The sequence below is a fragment of the Streptomyces sp. NPDC058663 genome, assembly GCF_042716745.1.
Taxonomy (GTDB): domain Bacteria; phylum Actinomycetota; class Actinomycetes; order Streptomycetales; family Streptomycetaceae; genus Streptomyces.
Map to the genome: position 1 here is coordinate 35,728 of NZ_JBHXRV010000011.1, position 15,468 is coordinate 51,195.

Annotated in this window: 12 protein-coding genes; 1 reads left to right on the top strand and 11 read right to left on the bottom strand. The window is 74.2% G+C overall.

Annotated elements, in window-relative coordinates; genetic code table 11:
- Positions 1–155 precede the first annotated feature (155 nt).
- From ACFWVV_RS10460 to ACFWVV_RS10500, 9 genes are all read right to left on the bottom strand, one after another.
- Positions 156–1,451 (bottom strand): AAA family ATPase, encoded by a 1,296-nt coding sequence (locus ACFWVV_RS10460; protein WP_384345347.1) that lies wholly within the window; start codon positions 1,449–1,451, stop codon positions 156–158.
- A 147-nt stretch (positions 1,452–1,598) separates the two neighbouring features.
- Entirely contained in the window at positions 1,599–3,113 is a 1,515-nt protein-coding gene (locus ACFWVV_RS10465) for a hypothetical protein (RefSeq protein ID WP_384345350.1), read from the bottom strand.
- Positions 3,114–3,344: 231 nt separating this feature from the next.
- On the bottom strand, positions 3,345–3,923 hold the full coding sequence (locus ACFWVV_RS10470; protein WP_384345352.1) for a Type-2Aa cytolytic delta-endotoxin: 579 nt from the start codon (positions 3,921–3,923) through the stop codon (positions 3,345–3,347).
- Positions 3,924–4,050: 127 nt separating this feature from the next.
- A complete protein-coding gene (locus tag ACFWVV_RS10475) occupies positions 4,051–5,274 on the bottom strand; it encodes an APC family permease (RefSeq protein ID WP_384345558.1) in 1,224 nt (407 codons plus the stop codon).
- A 283-nt stretch (positions 5,275–5,557) separates the two neighbouring features.
- On the bottom strand, positions 5,558–6,265 hold the full coding sequence (locus tag ACFWVV_RS10480; protein WP_384345355.1) for a hypothetical protein: 708 nt from the start codon (positions 6,263–6,265) through the stop codon (positions 5,558–5,560).
- Positions 6,266–6,502: 237 nt separating this feature from the next.
- Positions 6,503–8,077: a patatin-like phospholipase family protein gene (locus ACFWVV_RS10485; RefSeq protein ID WP_384345357.1), complete on the bottom strand. Its 1,575-nt coding sequence runs from the start codon at positions 8,075–8,077 to the stop codon at positions 6,503–6,505.
- Positions 8,078–8,110: 33 nt separating this feature from the next.
- On the bottom strand, positions 8,111–9,148 hold the full coding sequence (locus ACFWVV_RS10490) for a hypothetical protein (protein WP_384345360.1): 1,038 nt from the start codon (positions 9,146–9,148) through the stop codon (positions 8,111–8,113).
- Positions 9,145–10,458, bottom strand: coding sequence for a beta-ketoacyl-[acyl-carrier-protein] synthase family protein (locus ACFWVV_RS10495; protein WP_384345363.1), 1,314 nt, complete (start codon positions 10,456–10,458; stop codon positions 9,145–9,147). The genes ACFWVV_RS10490 and ACFWVV_RS10495 overlap by 4 nt, the downstream gene beginning before the upstream one ends.
- A gap of 122 nt (positions 10,459–10,580) precedes the next feature.
- The gene (locus ACFWVV_RS10500; RefSeq protein WP_384345365.1) at positions 10,581–10,808 is read right to left on the bottom strand and encodes an acyl carrier protein; all 228 of its coding nucleotides are present in this window, start codon (positions 10,806–10,808) and stop codon (positions 10,581–10,583) included.
- Between the two features lie 189 nt (positions 10,809–10,997).
- On the opposite strand from ACFWVV_RS10500, the gene ACFWVV_RS10505 reads away from it, so the two are divergent.
- A complete protein-coding gene (locus tag ACFWVV_RS10505; RefSeq protein WP_384345368.1) occupies positions 10,998–11,579 on the top strand; it encodes a 2'-5' RNA ligase family protein in 582 nt (193 codons plus the stop codon).
- On the opposite strand, the gene ACFWVV_RS10510 is transcribed toward ACFWVV_RS10505, so the two are convergent.
- On the bottom strand, positions 11,563–13,383 hold the full coding sequence (locus tag ACFWVV_RS10510) for a choice-of-anchor A family protein (RefSeq protein WP_384345371.1): 1,821 nt from the start codon (positions 13,381–13,383) through the stop codon (positions 11,563–11,565). The two genes, ACFWVV_RS10505 and ACFWVV_RS10510, sit on opposite strands and share 17 nt — an antisense overlap.
- Positions 13,384–13,585: 202 nt before the next feature.
- Positions 13,586–15,334: a tetratricopeptide repeat protein gene (locus tag ACFWVV_RS10515; RefSeq protein WP_384345374.1), complete on the bottom strand. Its 1,749-nt coding sequence runs from the start codon at positions 15,332–15,334 to the stop codon at positions 13,586–13,588.
- Positions 15,335–15,468 lie beyond the last annotated feature (134 nt).

Here is a 15,468-nt window from a genome sequence, read left to right on the forward strand (position 1 = left end):
CCCGACGGGGGCCGGACGGGGAGCGGGGGCGTGGCGGGCTCCGGGAGTTGGGCGGCCGACGGGGGCCGGGCAAGGAGCGGGAGCCTGACGGGCTCCGGGTGCCGGGCGCCCGGCGGAGGCCGGCCCGGGCCGGGCGGTGCCTCCTGAAGGACTGGTCATCGGCCCGCCCTCGCCCCGGCCGTCGCCGCCCGTGCCCCGGCGCGGTCCGCCGCCCGGTCAGCCCGCTGCGACAGCCCCACCACGCCCGCCAGTCGCTCGATGCTGGGCGGAACGTCCCAGTCCTCCTCCCGCAGGGACGCCAGGGTCGTCGCCGGTACGACGATCAGGTCCGGCGCGCCGGTCTCCATCGCCCGTACCAGCAGCTGCCAGGCCGCGTCCCAGCGGGCCTTGTCCGCGCGGTTGCGGACCGCGGCGACGACACCCTCCAGCGTGGCCTGGCGCAGGTCCCCGCGTGCGGGGAGCTCGGCGGTGGAGGGGTCGGCGAGGAGGAGTTCGGGGTCCGGCAGGTCCATCCGGTCCAGGTGGGCCAGCAGCTCCAGCCCGGGGCCGTCCCCCACCGTGCCCCTGACCAGCTCGGACAGTACTTCCCTCGCCGAACCCGCCGCAGTCCCGAAGGCGATCAGGCACAGCGCCATGTCCCAGCTCCGCGGGGACGGCCAGGCCCCGCCCCTGCGGGTCTCACTGCTGGGCAGGCGGTGCACCAGCTTGGGCCGGGCGGCGAGCAGCCCGCACACCGCGCGGCGGGCGAAGGCCACGGCTTCCGGCAGCCTGTGCGGATCGAGGCTGGGCAGCGTCGCGCGGGGCCAGGTCCCGCCGAGGCCGCGCACCACCACCTCGTGGTCGTGTGTCCACTGCAGATGGACGAACCGGTTGGCGAGCGGCGGGCTCAGTTCCCAGCCGTCGGCCGCCGAGGAACGGGGGTTGGCGGCGGCCACGATCCGCACGCCGGGCGGGAGCTTGAGCGCGCCGATCCGCCGTTCCAGTACGAGCCGGAGCAGGGCGGCCTGCACCGCGGGCGGCGCGGTGGAGAGCTCGTCCAGGAAGAGCAGTCCCCGCCCGGCCCGCACCAGGCGTACCGCCCAGTCCGGCGGCGCCATCGGCACGCCCTGCTCCGCCGGGTCGTCGCCGACGATCGGCAGCCCGGAGAAGTCGGACGGCTCGTGCACGCTGGCGATCACGGTGGTCAGCGGCAGTTCCAGGGACTCGGCGAGCTGGGTCAGCGCGGCGGTCTTGCCGATGCCGGGCTCACCCCACAGCAGTACGGGCAGGTCGGCGGCGACTGCCAGGGTGAGGGCCTCCAACTGGTGGTCGGGGCGCGGTTCGGTCGTGGTGTCGCGCAACAGGTTCAGCAGTGCACCGGCGACGTCGAGCTCGGAGGTGGCGGCCGGAGGAAGGGGACTTGTTGTGGCAAGAGGGACGGAAGGGGCAGTGGAGCGGGCACTCGTAGTCATGTGTGATCACCTTGGGTGTGAGGTGGGGCAGGGGTGAAGTACGGTGCGGCGGCGGTCCGGCGACCCGCCGCTGAGACACCTGCGGCAGGTCAATGAACCCCGGTGCGGCGGCGGGTCAGCCGCAGACCGTGTGGCGTGGGCGGCGGGTCAACTGCGCCCGGTGTCGCGTCGCTGACGGCCGCCCGTGTCCCGTACGACCCAGTCGGGTTTGCCGCGACGTGGCACTCCGGGCTTCGGCCCCGAAAGCCCCGCCCGGAACAGCCCGTACGCGACCTTGCGCCGCGCGACAGCCGCCAGTTCGTCCCGCAGCGCTCCGTCGCGCAGTACCGCTTGCGGTCCGAGGAGCCCTTCGACGACGGCCAGTGCTCCGGTGATGTCGCCGTGGGCGAGGCGTTCGCGCACGCCGTTGAGGCATTCGGGACTGCGGTGTGCCTCGTCGATGACGCGCAGGCAGGGCAGTGGGGGGCCGTTCAGGGCGACGAGGAGTTCCTCGCGGCGGAGTTCGGCCGGGTCGTGGTCGAGCGCGGCGAGCACCCCGTCGACCAGAGCGATCCGGTGCCTGGCTCCCCGGCACTCCACCAGGTGCGGTGCGCCCGCCCGAGGCGGGACCGGCGCCCCCGCACCCCGTACACCGGCAACAGCGGCGTCCGGGACGAGGGCGGAGGCGACCAACGGATGCAGCTGCCCCGCCACCACCGCACCCGTACGCAGCAGTTCGAGGTCGGGCAGCACCCAGGTCGCCGCATCAGGAAGGACGGGCAGGGCGGCGGACTTGTTGTCCGCGGACAACGCCGACAGCCGCAAGCCCGCGTCGTGCTCCGGCAGTTCCAGCAGCAGCCGGTGCCGATGCGAGAGCCGTACGGTGACGGAGCCCGAGGTCCGTCCCTCGGCCAGCAGCACCAGCCGCGCCTCTGCCGCCCACCGGCCGACGGCACACGGATGGCCCTCCGGCACGACTGCGAAGAGGTCCGCTGTCGACGGGGCCGCGTGCGGGGCGACCGGCTCCGGGCCGGATCCGCCACTGGAGGCGGGGAGTTCGGCTCCGGATCTGATCCTCAGCTCGCCCGCGCGCCGGGCATCCCACAGATGCCGGTGCACATCGAGCCGGAAGCGCCGGTCGGGGTGCGGGTGCGGGTAGCGGGAGGAGGAAGGGCCCGGCGCACCGGCATCCCCGCCCGTTCCGTCCCACAGTGCCAGGCTGACCCGTTGGCCGGCATCCGCCCGGGCGGGCGGTGTCCGGACCACGAGGTGCACCACGTGACCGCCGCCGCCTCCCGCTGCCCCGTAGGACGCGAGAGCCATCGTCAGGCCGGGACGCAGCAGTCCGTCGGGGGCGATCCTGGGCAGGTGCCAGCGCAGCAGGTCGGGTGCCAGATGGCGGAGGTCGTCGCGGACCAGGGCGGCCAGCTCGGCTCCCCATGTGCGTTCCGCCGTACGGAGGTTGAGGTCGACGTCGAAGCGGGCGGCGGCGCAGGCCCCCGCCCAGTCACCGGCCAGGCGACGGGCGGTCGCCGCTTCGATCATGGCGGGCGGCACGGCGAACTCCCGCACGCGCGGCCAGAAGGAGGGGCGCCGGAAAGCGGGGCTCCGGAGATCGGGGCTCCGCAGAGCCGGGCGCCGCAGAAAAGCGGGAAAGTCTTCGTGCGCGGTCTCGGTGAGCATCAGCACTCACCTTGCGCGGACGAGACCCCCGATCCGTGTACAGGAGAAGTAGTCATTGCCGGGAGCATAGGCCCATCGCCTGCGGGCGCGCCAGGGAATTACGAAGGGGCCCCGACGGGCCAGCCCCTCCTGCCCCCGACGGCCCCGGCCGCACCCCGGTCAACCCCCTCCCCGCCCCCGGTCCGGGACGGCGGACCGGTGTGACGGGGCTGCGGGATCCCGGGTCGGCCGTCAGGCCGCGAGCCGCAACTCCTGCCGTACGACGATGGCGTTGAGCCGGATCCGGTACGGAGCGACGTCCGTGAGCTCCAGCGCGTCGGCGCGCTCCCGGCCGAGCCCGACGCTCACGTCGATGCAGAAGGCGATCGCGTACATGTGCCCGCCGGTCTCCGCACCCTGGAGGGCGAAGAACAGATCGCGGTAGTAGCTGGTGCGGTCCGGGCCCTCCTCGTAGTACGCGAGTCCTGGCCCGCCACGCTGGGCGCCGAGCCCGGTGAACGCGTCGACGAGTTCCCGCTCGACGGTCTCCCAGAAGGAGGCCTCCGCGAACTCACTTGGCAGGGCCTGCCGTACGGCTTCCTTGAGCGACAGGGCCATGACGGCGACCGGCGCGGTCTCCTGGAGCCCCCAGCCGCGCACCAGCTTGACGACGGCACTGTCGGGGATGGCCGCGGCTGCCTCCCGGATGTTCCCGAAGTCGAAGTTGACGGTCGCCGGGGCGATCGCCTCCTGGAACACCCGGTCCATGGCCCGTGCCTGGTCGAGGTGGTCGGGGTGCACTTCCATGACGGTTTTGAAGGTGGCGGACATGGCTCCTCCTACGGTGGTGCGGTGGCCGTTGGCCGATGGGCGGTTCGGTCGCCGATCCGGACGGAGATCGCGCGGCCCCAGTATGCCGACCCGCCCGGAGCCGGAAGCAGGCGCATCCCCCTGCCCCTCAGCGGCGCATCCGTCGCGCCCCGTAGAGCGCCGCGCCCAGTGCCAGCACTGCCGCGCCCCAGCCCACCGACGCGGCCGGCAGGGTGAAGGCCAGGGTCAGACAACCCACCAGCCCCAGTACCGGGACCACGCGCGGCGGTCGGCCCTCGGGGCGGGTCAGGGTGAGGGCCGAGGCGTTGGCGACGGCGTAGTAGACGAGCACGCCGAAGGACGAGAAGCCGATCGCGCTGCGTACGTCCACCGTCGCGGCGAGCACCGCGACGACCGCGCCCACGGCGAGCTCGGCCCGGTGCGGGACCTGGAAACGGGGGTGCACGGCGGCCAGTTGGTGCGGCAGGTGGCGGTCGCGGGCCATCGCGAGGGTGGTGCGGGAGACGCCGAGGATCAGGGCGAGCAGCGAGCCGAGAGCGGCGACCGCGGCTCCCGCGCGGACCACGGGGGCCAGGGTGTCGGCGCCGACGGCTTGCGCCGCTTCCGTCAGCGGTGCGGCCGAGTGCGCCAGGCGTTCGGGGCCCAGCACCGCGAGGACTGCCACGGCCACCGCCACGTAGACGAACAGCGTGATGCCGAGGGCGAGCGGGACCGCACGCGGGATGGTGCGGGCCGGGTCGCGGACCTCCTCCCCGAGGGTGGTGATGCGGGCGTATCCGGCGAACGCGAAGAACAGCAGGCCGGCCGCCTGGAGCACTCCGCTCCAGCTGGCGTCGGTGCCCCATTCCAACCGGGTCGCCTGGGCGTCCCCGCTGCTCAGACAGGCGACGACGACGGTGGCGAGAACCGCGAGCACGACGGCGACGATCGCCCGGGTGAGCCATACGGCCTTCTGGATTCCGGCGTAGTTGACGGCGGTCAGCGCCACCACGGCGCCGACCGCGACGGCATGCGCCTGGCTCGGCCAGACGTACGTACCGACGGTCAGCGCCATCGCCGCACAGGAGGCGGTCTTGCCGACGACGAACGACCAGCCCGCCAAGTACCCCCAGAACGGGCCGAGTTGCCTGCTCCCGTAGACGTACGTACCGCCGGAGGCCGGGTGGCGGGCGGCGAGCCTGGCGGAGGAGGTGGCGTTGCAGTAGGCGACGACGGCTGCGATCCCGAGAGCGATCAGCAGCCCGGACCCGGCAGCCCCGGCGGCCGGGGCGAGTGCGGCGAAGATGCCGGCGCCGATCATCGAGCCGAGGCCGATGACCACCGCGTCGGCCACGCCCAGATGCCGCCGCAGCTCACCCGTGGCCCCTTCGGGCCGCTGCTGAGCGGCCGGAGTTCCGGCGGCGTTGTCGCTGCTGCGGTCGGGGCTGTCGGAGCTGCCTGGACCTGGGGGGCTGTCGGGGCTGTCGGAGCTGCCTGGGCCTGCGGGGCTGCCGGAGCTGCCTGGACCTGCGGGGCTGTCGGGGCTGTCGGGGCTGTCGGGGCTGTCGGGGCTGTCGGGGCTGTCGGGGCTGTCGGGGCTGTCGGGGCCGATGCTCCCGCTGTCCCCCGGCGACCTGTTCACGATCCGCTGCCCCTCATCCGCCGAGGAGCCCGGCCCTGCGGGCTACTTCCACCGCGAGCGGGATCTCCGCCTCGGCGCGCCCCGCGCCGGAGAGGTAGCCGCGCAGGGTCTCCTCGGTCAGGGTGCCGTCGGCAGCTTCGCTGAGCAGCCGTGCCCAACGCGCGGTGGTGAGCACGACATCGGGGCCGGGCGGCTCCTCGCCCAGCCAGGGCTCCACCTCCCGGGCGGCCTCTTCGACGCTGATGAGCCGGCTCATGCCGCAGTCCAGGCCGTCGTCCTGGAGGTCGTCCGGGTAGGGCGCGCGGGCCCAGGTGCCGTTCTCGTACCAGTAGACGCAGCCGATCTCGTACGAGGCGATCAGGTCGCGCAGCTCTTGCACCGGCAGCCACTCGGGGCCGCCCGCGAGCACGTCGATCTTGTCGGCATGCCATTTGACCTGGCTCGACTCGTCCTCGCCGTACAGCACGCAACGTCCGCCCGGTGCCCTGCGCAGCGCCCACCAGGAGCAGCCCGCATCGTCGAAGCGGAGGCAGTCGTCCCCGTCGGAAGCCAGCCAGAAGCCGGTCCGGTGCGCCTCGGAGGTCCGCTCGCGCGCCGAGGTGGCGAGCAGCGTGGCGAGCACCGCCCAGCGGGCCCACAGGATTTCGGCGGGCGGGAGGTCCGCCGGGCGTCCGGGGCGGTGGACGGCGGCGGGCGGGGTGGAGCTGTCGGTGGCGGGCATGCCGTGTACCTGTCCCGGGGGTCGTTTCGACGGAGCGGCACGCGGGGTCGCGGTGCCGACCAGGACTATAGGCGCACGACGTGGACGGCCGGGGACGGCCGGGGGTTCGCGGCGGGCCCGACGGCACCGCGCTCAGGGTCGGCCGCGTCGCGCGCTGCCCCGGTTTCTGTACCGCCCGCCCCCGGCTTCCGTGCCGCCTGCCCTCCCCGGCTCACGTGCCGCCAGCCCTCCCCCGGCTCACGTGCCGCCCGCCCTTCCGCCGGGCGCCGTGCTTCCGAACAGCAGGTTGCCCACGCAGCCCGGTTCGCTGCTGGTGAAGTAGTCGTGGAACGCCTCGCCGAGTTCGTCGAGGCTGGTGACGCCGTCGCCGTTGGTGTCCAGCCGCCCGGCCACCCGGACACTGTCCGCTTCCGCGACGCCGAGGGCGTGCAGCAGACGGCGGGTCTCGGAGGGGTTGAGGAAGCCGTCGTTGTCGTGGTCGGCGGCGCCCAGGATCGCCGTGACGACGGGCAGCAGGTGCCGGGTGTACGCGGCGGGGCCGGTGACGAGCGCGGCCAGCGCCTCGCCGAACGCCTCCCGGTCCAGCGTCACCGCGCCCGCCCCTGCCGCTGCTCCTGCCCCCACCCCTGGCATCGTCTCCGACTCCGTATCCGTACCAGCCAGATTCCGCCAGTACGTACCGAACGCCTCGTCCAGCCGGTCCGCACGCGCGCTGCCTTCCGGCAGCCCGAAGGCGTCCGCGATCCGCCGGGCGGTGCGGCGGAAGTCCTCGGCCCCGACGGCGGAGCCGCCGTCCGCCGCGAAGATGTCGAAGTGCGCGCGGAGCTTGTCCCGCACGAAGGGGGTCAGCGGTCTCGGCGAGGGAGGGGTGGGGGCGGGGGTGCTGCGGCGCGGGCCGGCCGGCCGGCGCTCGGTGTGGCCGTCGAGGTAGCGGACGGTCGCCCGGTACCCGCTCTCCACGCGCGCGTGGATGGTGGCGAGCTCCTCGCGCGGGGAGGTCCGCAGCCCGTTGTCCGGTGGCTCCATCAGGTCCTCGCCACTGGGCAGGACGTGCACGGTCACCCCGTCCGGCCTGCAGTTCAGGGCCTGGTGGAGGTGGTGGCGGCGGGACAGCTCAAGGACGCCGGCGGCGACCTGCCAGGGGAAGCGGGCCGGCTTGAGCGCCCGCTCCTTCTGGCGCATCCGCAGCACGTACACGGTCGTCGCACCACTGCGGATGGCACGGGTGATCGGCACGGACTCGACGACGCCGCCGTCGACGTAGTGCTCCCCGCCGATCCGGACCGGCGGCCAGAGCCCCGGGATCGCGGCGGACGCCAGGACTGCGGGGAGCAGCGGTCCCGAGTCGAAGTAGCGGACGGTGGCCCGCTCGACGGAGGCAGCGGTGGCCTGGTAGGGGACGGCGAGGTCCTCGATGCGGGTGGTGGCGCCGAGGTGGTCGGTGAGGAGCCTGCGGACGGCGTCGTGGGTGTTGAGGGCCGGCCGCAGGAGGAGGGCGTTGAGGACGCTGCGCCCGTTGAGCCGCATGGCCTTGCTGGAGACGAAGTCCCGCCAGAAGCCCTCCATCTCCTCGCAGACGGAAGCGGTGGGGTTCCGGGCGACCATGGCGCCCTGCACGGAGCCGATGGAGGTGCCGATGACCAGCTGGGGAGTGATGCCGCGCTCGAACAGGGCGCGCACCATCCCGGCCTGGTAGCCGCCGAGTGCACCACCCCCGCCCAGCACGAAGGCGACACGGGAGGGCGGCGGCCCGGCGGCGTCGGTGGCGCCTTCGGCCGGGTGATGCGGGGTGGGGTGGGGCTGGTCGGTCATGACGGGCGGCTCCCACGGGGTGAGGTTTCGGGATTACGGTGCGGTGGAACGCGACGGCGGGGCCGGTGCACTGCCTGTGCGGAAGGCCCCGGGCTCGCCGCACCGGGACCAACTGGTCTCCCCCGCACCCCGCTTGGTGGCGATCCACTCGTCCATCTCCGCCCACCGCGCGTCGAGCCACGCGGCGGCGGCCGCCGGCTCACGGGGTACGTCGGCGGCGTGCGAGTACCACCACGTCAGGTGGACCCGGTGGTCCCGCCGGTCGGCGCGCGGCGGATAGCCCGGGTCGACGGCGCCGCCGAGGAGGTCCTCCAGGCCGGTGTGCCCGACGACGAGGACATCGGCGTCCCCGGCCTCCGCCAGCACCCGCGCCGCGCCCGCCGGCACCGGGGGCAGGACGTACCGCAACCCTGTTGCCCAGCGGGCCCGTTCGGGGTCGGTGCGGGCCAGTTCGGCGAGTCTGCGGCGGCGTCCGGCGGCCGTCATGTTCACGCCCTCGGGGAAGTAAGCGAGGACCTCGCGCGGCGTCAGGCCGCGGGAGTGCCGGATCAGCAGCCGCATGGCCCGGACGGGGCCGCTGTCCGCCCAGGGGATCAGCTCCACCTTCAGGGGACGGACGAGGATCCCGACGGCCGGGTCCCGGCCGGGCAGCGAACGCCCCACGCTGAGCATGCTGCGTTCCAGGGTGCGGCAGACGAGCATCGCCACGAGGTGGAAGTTGAGCGGCCCCGAGTGCCGCACGAACATCACCACCGGCCGGTCCGCCGGGGGCAGCGGCAGCCCGTCGGAGGTGTCCAGGCGGAGCCCGGCCCGCCGGAACCCGTCCGTGAACAGCCGGTGCGTGAGCCGCGTCAGCAACTGTTCGCACTCCCCCGCGCCGGAGGTCCGCCCGCGCAGTGCCGCCACCAGCGCGGGCACCTCGAACCCGGCGGCGTACACCCCCAGCAGCCGCAGTCCCCGGGCGGCGGCACGCGGTCTGATCCGGCGCAGGCGGGCGTGGACCGACCGGGCCGTGCCGGGACGGGACGTTCCCGGGCGCGGGTACCGGCGGACCGGCCGGGCGCCGTTCACGGTGCGGTCACCGCCAGGGCCGCGTTCTGTCCGCCGAAACCGACGGAGGTGGTGAGGGCCACGTCCACCTTCCGCCGTACGACACTGCGGGCGATGTCGAGCTCGTTGCCGGGGTCCGCCGTACCGAGGTTGGCGGTGGGCGGGACCGTGCCGCGGGCGACGGACAGCACCGAGCACACCGCTTCGATGGCGCCTGCCGCGCCCAGGGTGTGGCCGGTCACGCCCTTGACTGAGGTGACCAGCGGCCGGTGCGGCAGGAGCCGGGCGAGGGTGGCGGCCTCGACCTCGTCGCCCCGGGGGGTGCCGGTGGCGTGCGCGTTGACGTGATCCACGTCCGAGGCGCCGAGTCCGGCGTCGGCGAGCGCCGCGCGGATCGCCGCCGCGAGACCGGCTCCCTCGGGGTGCGGGGCGACCGGGTGGTGGGCGTCGGCGGCGGCACCGTAACCGGCCAGCCGGGCGTGGACGCGGGCACGGCGGGCGCGGGCGTGCTCCTCGCGCTCCAGGACGAGGATGCCCGCACCCTCGGCGATCACGAAGCCGTCGCGCGCGGTGTCGAACGGCCGGGAGGCGGCGGCCGGTTCGCCTCCGGCCGCGGCGAGTGCCCCGAGCTGGGCGAAGCCGGACAGCACCACGGGCGTCAGCGCGGCCTCGGTCCCGCCGGTGACGACGATGTCGCAGCGCCCCGAGAGCAGCAGGTCGCGGGCGGTGCCGATGGCGGTGGCGCCCGAGGCGCAGGCGGTATTGACCACCAGGCAGGGCCCGGTCGCGCCGAAGGCGATGGCGACCTGCCCGGCGACCATGTTCGACAGGAACTGCGGCAGCAGCAGCGCCGAGACGGAGTGCGGGCCCGTGCTGTCGAGGGTCCGGTGGGCGAGCGAGTACGCGGGGACCCCGCCCATCGAGTTGCCGATGACCACGCCGACCCGGGTGCCGTCCCAGTCGCCTGTGTCGAGCCCGGCGTCGGCGAGCGCCTCCATGGCGGCGACCAGTGCGAACTGGCTGAACCTCTCCAGCCGGTGCGCCCGCTGGGCCCCCAGCAGCGCGTCGGCGTCGAACCCGGGCACCCGGCAGGTCACATAGGCGCGCGGCCGCCGGGAGGGGGAGCCGGGTGCGGGTGCGTCCGCCGCGAGGGGGCCGGTGGGCGGGGCCGCACGGGATCCGTCGCCCACGTGCGGCTCGGCCGTGAGCCCCGAGCCGTCGCCCGGGTCGTGCTCCCGTCTCCCGGTGCCCAGCCCCCGGCAGATCGCCTCCCAGCCGGCCGTCACCCCGACGCCTGCCGGGGACACCATTCCCAGGCCGGTGACGACCACACCCGCGCCCCTCCCGGCCCCGGCCCTCGCCCCGGCCCCGGACCTCGACCCGCGCCTCGCCCCGGCCCCGTTCATCGACCCGCGCCTCGCCCCGGCTCCGTTCCTCGGCCCGGCCCCGTGGTTCACCGGCGGAGCCCCGCCTCGACGAGTTTCACCAACTCGTCGACGGTCCTGGCCCGGGCGAGCTGGTCGCCGTTCACCTCGCCGCCGTACTTGTTCTCCAGGACGACGCAGAGTTCCGCCCTGGCGAGCGAATCCAGCTCCAGGTCGTCCAGCGATCCCTGGGGATGGATGTCGGCTGCCGGGATCCGCAGCGTTTCCGCCATCAGCAGCTGGACTTCAGCGAACACGGCCGTCTCCTTGCATTCCGCACATCCGGAATCACGGACATTAGCTGATTCATATGACTAGTCGTGAGATATCGGTCATGGGTTTCCGAGTGTCCCCCCGCAGCCGCCGCCCGCGGGCCCGGATGCGAGCATGGCGCGCGGTGGGGCGGCGGACACGGGCCGCCGCCGGCGGCGCGGAAGGGTGGGGGAATGGCGGACGGCTGGCCGGACGTACCGGGGGACACGGCGCTCAGCCTCAAGGTCCCCGAGGCCGATCACCTGGTGCGCACCGGGTTTCCGGCGCATGTGTCGGTGCTCTACCCCTTCGTGCACGAGAGCCGCGTCGACGGCGCGTTCCGGCGTGAGCTGGCCGGGCTCCTCGCCGCCCACGACGCCTTCACCCTGACCTTCGCGGAATTCCAACGCCACCCGGGCGTGCTCTGCCTCGATCCGTGGCCGCACGCCCCGGTCCTGGCCCTCACCAAGGACCTCACCCGGCGCTGGCCCGAGGCCGTACCGTACCGGGGCGTCTTCGACCCGCCGCCCGCCCCGCACCTGACACTCGCCCATCACGAGGGTCCGGCCGCGCAGGATGCCGGGTTCGACACCCTGCGGGCCGAGCTCGCCCCTTCACTCCCGCTGACCCGCCTGTTCCGTACCGTCCACCTGGTCGTCTGGGACGGTACGCGGTGGCAGGACCGGTGGGCCTTTCCACTGGGGAGCGGCGGGGAAGGAGGTGGTCACCCGACCGGCCACCCCCTTCCCCCCTGTTCGGTCAGCCCTTCGGCTTGATCTGCTGCTCGTTGGTCATCCGTACGACGACGCCACGGGACGCGTTGTCCTTGGTCACGGCGTGCGGGCCGGACACGGGGTTGGCCGGCAGCCGGTAGCCCTCCGGGGCGACAGTCTCCCTGACGTAGTACGAACCGAGCCGCAGGCCGCCGAAGTCGCAACGCCCCTGGGCGTCGGTGGCGCAGCCCGAGCCGATCTCGCGGTCGCGGTCGGGGCCCGAGGTCTGCAGGCCGGGCCTGCGGCCGTTCTCCTGCCAGAGTTCGACGACGGCGCGGGCGAGGCCCTGTCCGGTGCGGGCGTCCACCTTGCGCACCTGGATCCGGCCCCGTACGTCCGGCTGGACCGTCTTCGAGTCGCGGACGGTCACGGTGACGCCGTCCACCCGGCGGGCCTCGGTGAGCGCATAGGGGCCGAAGACGCTGGGGTTCGGCAGGTCGTAGCCGGCCGGGGCCTTGGTCTCCTGCCAGTAGTAGGAGTGGCCGACCTCGGACGTCGTACGGCATTCGCCCCGCGCGTCGGTGGTGCACGGTGCGCCCTGGCGCCGGTCGGGGCGCGCGCCGGTGGTCTGGAGACCGGGGGTGCCGTTGGTCTCGCGCCAGAGCTGGAAGACGGCGCCTGCCAGCACCGCGCCCGTGGCGGCGTCCTTCTTGACGACCTTCAGCGGGCCTTCCACCGGTGCCGGCCGGCCGCAGCCGGGCAGATCGCCGTTGAAGGGGTACGCGTGGAACTCCTGCCCGCCACCGCCGGACGCCGCGCTCCGGTGGGTGATCGAACCGGTGCTGAAGAAGCGCCCGTTGATCCCGGGCAGGGTCACGGTCGTCTCGGAGGCCTGGTTGCCGATGAGGACACTGCCCTGGAACTGGCCGGTCCCCTTGAAGTCGACAGTGGCGGCGTCGGGGAAGTTCCACAGCAGCCGGTCGCGGAGCTTGTTCAGCGGGTCCGTGGCGTCGTCGATGCCCCCGCTGTAGGTGTTGACCGTGCGGTTCGCCCCGAGGACGTTGACCAGGACGGTCGCCCCGGCGGGGATGTTCGCAAGCACGATGCCCTGCTGGCCGCCGTTTGCGCCGGTGAGGTCGAAGTCGACGTTGAAGACCTGGAGGGCCGAGGTGCCGTCGCCGGTGAAGAGGGTCTGCCCGCCCTGGTTGACGGCGGTGCCGGTGGCCGGGCGCGTACCGGTGTCTCCGTCGGCGTAGCACTGGCTGGCGTCGGAGAGCTGCCCGCGCAGCGCGGCGTACGGGGTGGCGGCGGCCGGGTCGAGGGTCGCGGTGCCGACGACGGTGCCGGTGAGCGGGCCCGCATGCCGGACCACACCGTCCTCGGCGAGCAGGCGCTGACCTGCGGCGATGGTGACGGAGCCGCCGGTGGTGAGGTAGTCGGAGCCCTTGGGCGGCGAGACCCGCGAGCCGACGCCCGCGACCCCCACGTTGTAGATCTGGCTGCCCCCGGCGTCCTTGTCCATGGCGAACGAGCCGAGTACGACGACCCGCCCCTCGGCCTCGGCGGCCTTGCCGCGGACCCGGAAGTCGCCGCCCGCGAAGACGTTGATGGCGTTGTCGTAGCCCGCGGTCGTCCCGTTGTTGATCGGCGGGAACGGGTCGGGGCAGGTGCCCGGCACACAGGGGCCGAGCCCGCCGGGCAGGGGGTCGGCGGCGACGGCCGCCACCCGCGTCTCGGGCGTACGGCCCGGTGGGGCGCTCGCCGCGGCGGGCGCCGCCAGGGGCAGGAACACCGCGCCGGCGGCCAGCCAGCAGGCGCCCGCCGACCTGATACGGGGGGAGCCCCGTCCTGCAAGAACCGTTCGCACCTGTCTCACCACTCCTCGCACTGTTCAGCCGCGCCTGTGTGGCGCGCGGGGCTGCACGTCGATGTGCGGGCCGGCCGCGCCTGTGTGCCGCGCGGGACTGCACGTCGATGTGCGGGCGAATTGTCGCAATATGCACGACATTGCATTTGCTGACGCGCCGCCATTCCCCCGCTGAACACAAAATCAGTCCGGCCCCGCCCGCTCACCGCGCCCGGCGCCGGAGGTCCTTCGCTGCCCGCAGGACGGTGCGGCCCTCACTGCGGTGTCCATGCCGGGCGAGGTGGTCACCCAGCCAGGTCAGGGTTTCCAGGAGGCCGGGGATGTCGTTGCCCGGAGGGAAGGCGGTCAGGTCGGGCAGCAGGTCGACGGCCTCCAGGGCCGGCGCGAGCACCTCTTGGTCCCGGCCGACCCTGGCCAGCCGGAGCGCGAGGTTGGTCAGGGCGTGGAGGAACCCCGGCAGGTGCGGGTCGGGGTCGGCCGCGCCGTCCGCCCGTACGGTTCCCGCCGTCCGGTCCGCGGCCTCCGCGCGCAGCCCACGGTAGATGGCGACCACTTCCCGCACCGCGGTCAGTGAATCCTCATGCCGGCCGTTGTCGGTGAGCCGGATGCTGAGGTTGTTCAACACCCTTGCGAGGGAGGAAAGTTGTTCGGTCGGGTCGGCGTGGGCGAGTTGGCGGCGGAGCGCCACGCACTCCTGTGCGGCGGCCAGCGCGTCCGCCGGGCGCCCGAGGGCGGACAGCTTGCCCCCGAGGGTGTCGAGCGCGTCCGCGAGCAGGGGACGCACCAGGTGCGGGGCGGCGGCAAGCGTGCGCCGGCACAGGTGGACGGCTTCGTCGGCGGCGGCGAGGGCCTCGGACTGCCGGCCGTTCCAGGAGAGTGCGAGGCTCAGGTTGTGCAGGCAGCGCGCCAGGGCGAGCGTCATGCCGGGCGTCGTACGGGCAGCCTGCCGGGCGAGTTCCACGGCGTCGCGGGCGGTGCTGACGGCGAGGTCGTGGCTGCCGCTCGCGGAGAGGCGCAGGGCCTGGTCGTTGAGCTGCTGGATGCGGGAGAGGACGGCGGGGTCGACGGCCGCGGGCCGGGCACGGCCCTCGGGAGCGGACCGCTCGATCCGGCCGTCCTCGGTGATCGTGAAGCCGTGCCGCCCGGCCATGTCGACCAGGAAGGCCAGGAACTGCGGTGAGCTACGCACGAGTTGGCGGTGGGCCACGGTCGCTTCGTCGAGGTAGGACCGGGCTTCGTCGGCACGGCCCAGCTGGGCCAGCTCCCGGGCCAGGGCGAAGGGGGCGACCCAGCGCTCGGCCGGGGAGTCGGCGGTGAGGCCCGCGGCCGTGAGTCCGCGGTAGCGGTCGGTCGCGTCGCGCAGCGCGTCGGCCGCCTCCTCGTGGCGCCCCATCTCCCCCAGCATGACCCCCAACTCCACGAGCGCTGATGCCAGTTCGGGCTCTCCCTCGGCCGGATCACGGGCGACGAGGCGCCGGCACGCCGCCACGGATTCCCGGATCCTCCGCAACGCCTCGTCGTGCAGGCCGAGTTCCGCGAGCTGGTTGCCGAGGTTGGCCAGAGCGCCCGCCAGCGTGGACAGGAAGAGGGCCGGATCGCCGTCCGCCAGGTCCTGGAACAGTCGCACGCCCTCCTCAGCGAGCTCCCGCGCCTCGGCCCTGCGCCCCAGCAGCCCCACCACCCGGGCCCGCTGGTCCACCGCCAGCGCCAGCCCCGGCAGCCACGACCGCTCCCCTGTTCCGGCGAGCCGCCGGTACACCTCGGCGGCCTCGCCCAGTACGCCGTCCAACTCCTGGTGCAGCTCCGGCTGTTCGGTCAGCAGCTCGGCGAGCTCGAACAGGCTCTCCCCCAGGTCGGCGAGCTGCGGGCCGGGGTCACCTCCGGCCCTCCTCCGGCACCGCTCGACCCGTGCCCGGCACTCCTCGATCCGCGTGCGCGCCTCGTCGGTCATCCCGTCTCCCCCCCGCGGCTCCTCTGCCCCCACCGTCACACCGCCCCCAGCATGACCCGCTCCCGCGCTCGGCGGTAGGGGTAGTCCCACCCCCACCAGGGGTGGTGACCGGATGGTCCGCTTCCGTACCACCG

Coding starts and splice junctions, on each gene's coding strand:
- ACFWVV_RS10460 (WP_384345347.1), bottom strand. CDS start 1,451: ATGACTACGAGTGCCCGCTCCACTGCCCCTTCCGTCCCTCTTGCCACA.
- ACFWVV_RS10465 (WP_384345350.1), bottom strand. CDS start 3,113: ATGCTCACCGAGACCGCGCACGAAGACTTTCCCGCTTTTCTGCGGCGC.
- ACFWVV_RS10470 (WP_384345352.1), bottom strand. CDS start 3,923: ATGTCCGCCACCTTCAAAACCGTCATGGAAGTGCACCCCGACCACCTC.
- ACFWVV_RS10480 (WP_384345355.1), bottom strand. CDS start 6,265: ATGCCCGCCACCGACAGCTCCACCCCGCCCGCCGCCGTCCACCGCCCC.
- ACFWVV_RS10485 (WP_384345357.1), bottom strand. CDS start 8,077: ATGACCGACCAGCCCCACCCCACCCCGCATCACCCGGCCGAAGGCGCC.
- ACFWVV_RS10505 (WP_384345368.1), top strand. CDS start 10,998: ATGGCGGACGGCTGGCCGGACGTACCGGGGGACACGGCGCTCAGCCTC.
- ACFWVV_RS10515 (WP_384345374.1), bottom strand. CDS start 15,334: ATGACCGACGAGGCGCGCACGCGGATCGAGGAGTGCCGGGCACGGGTC.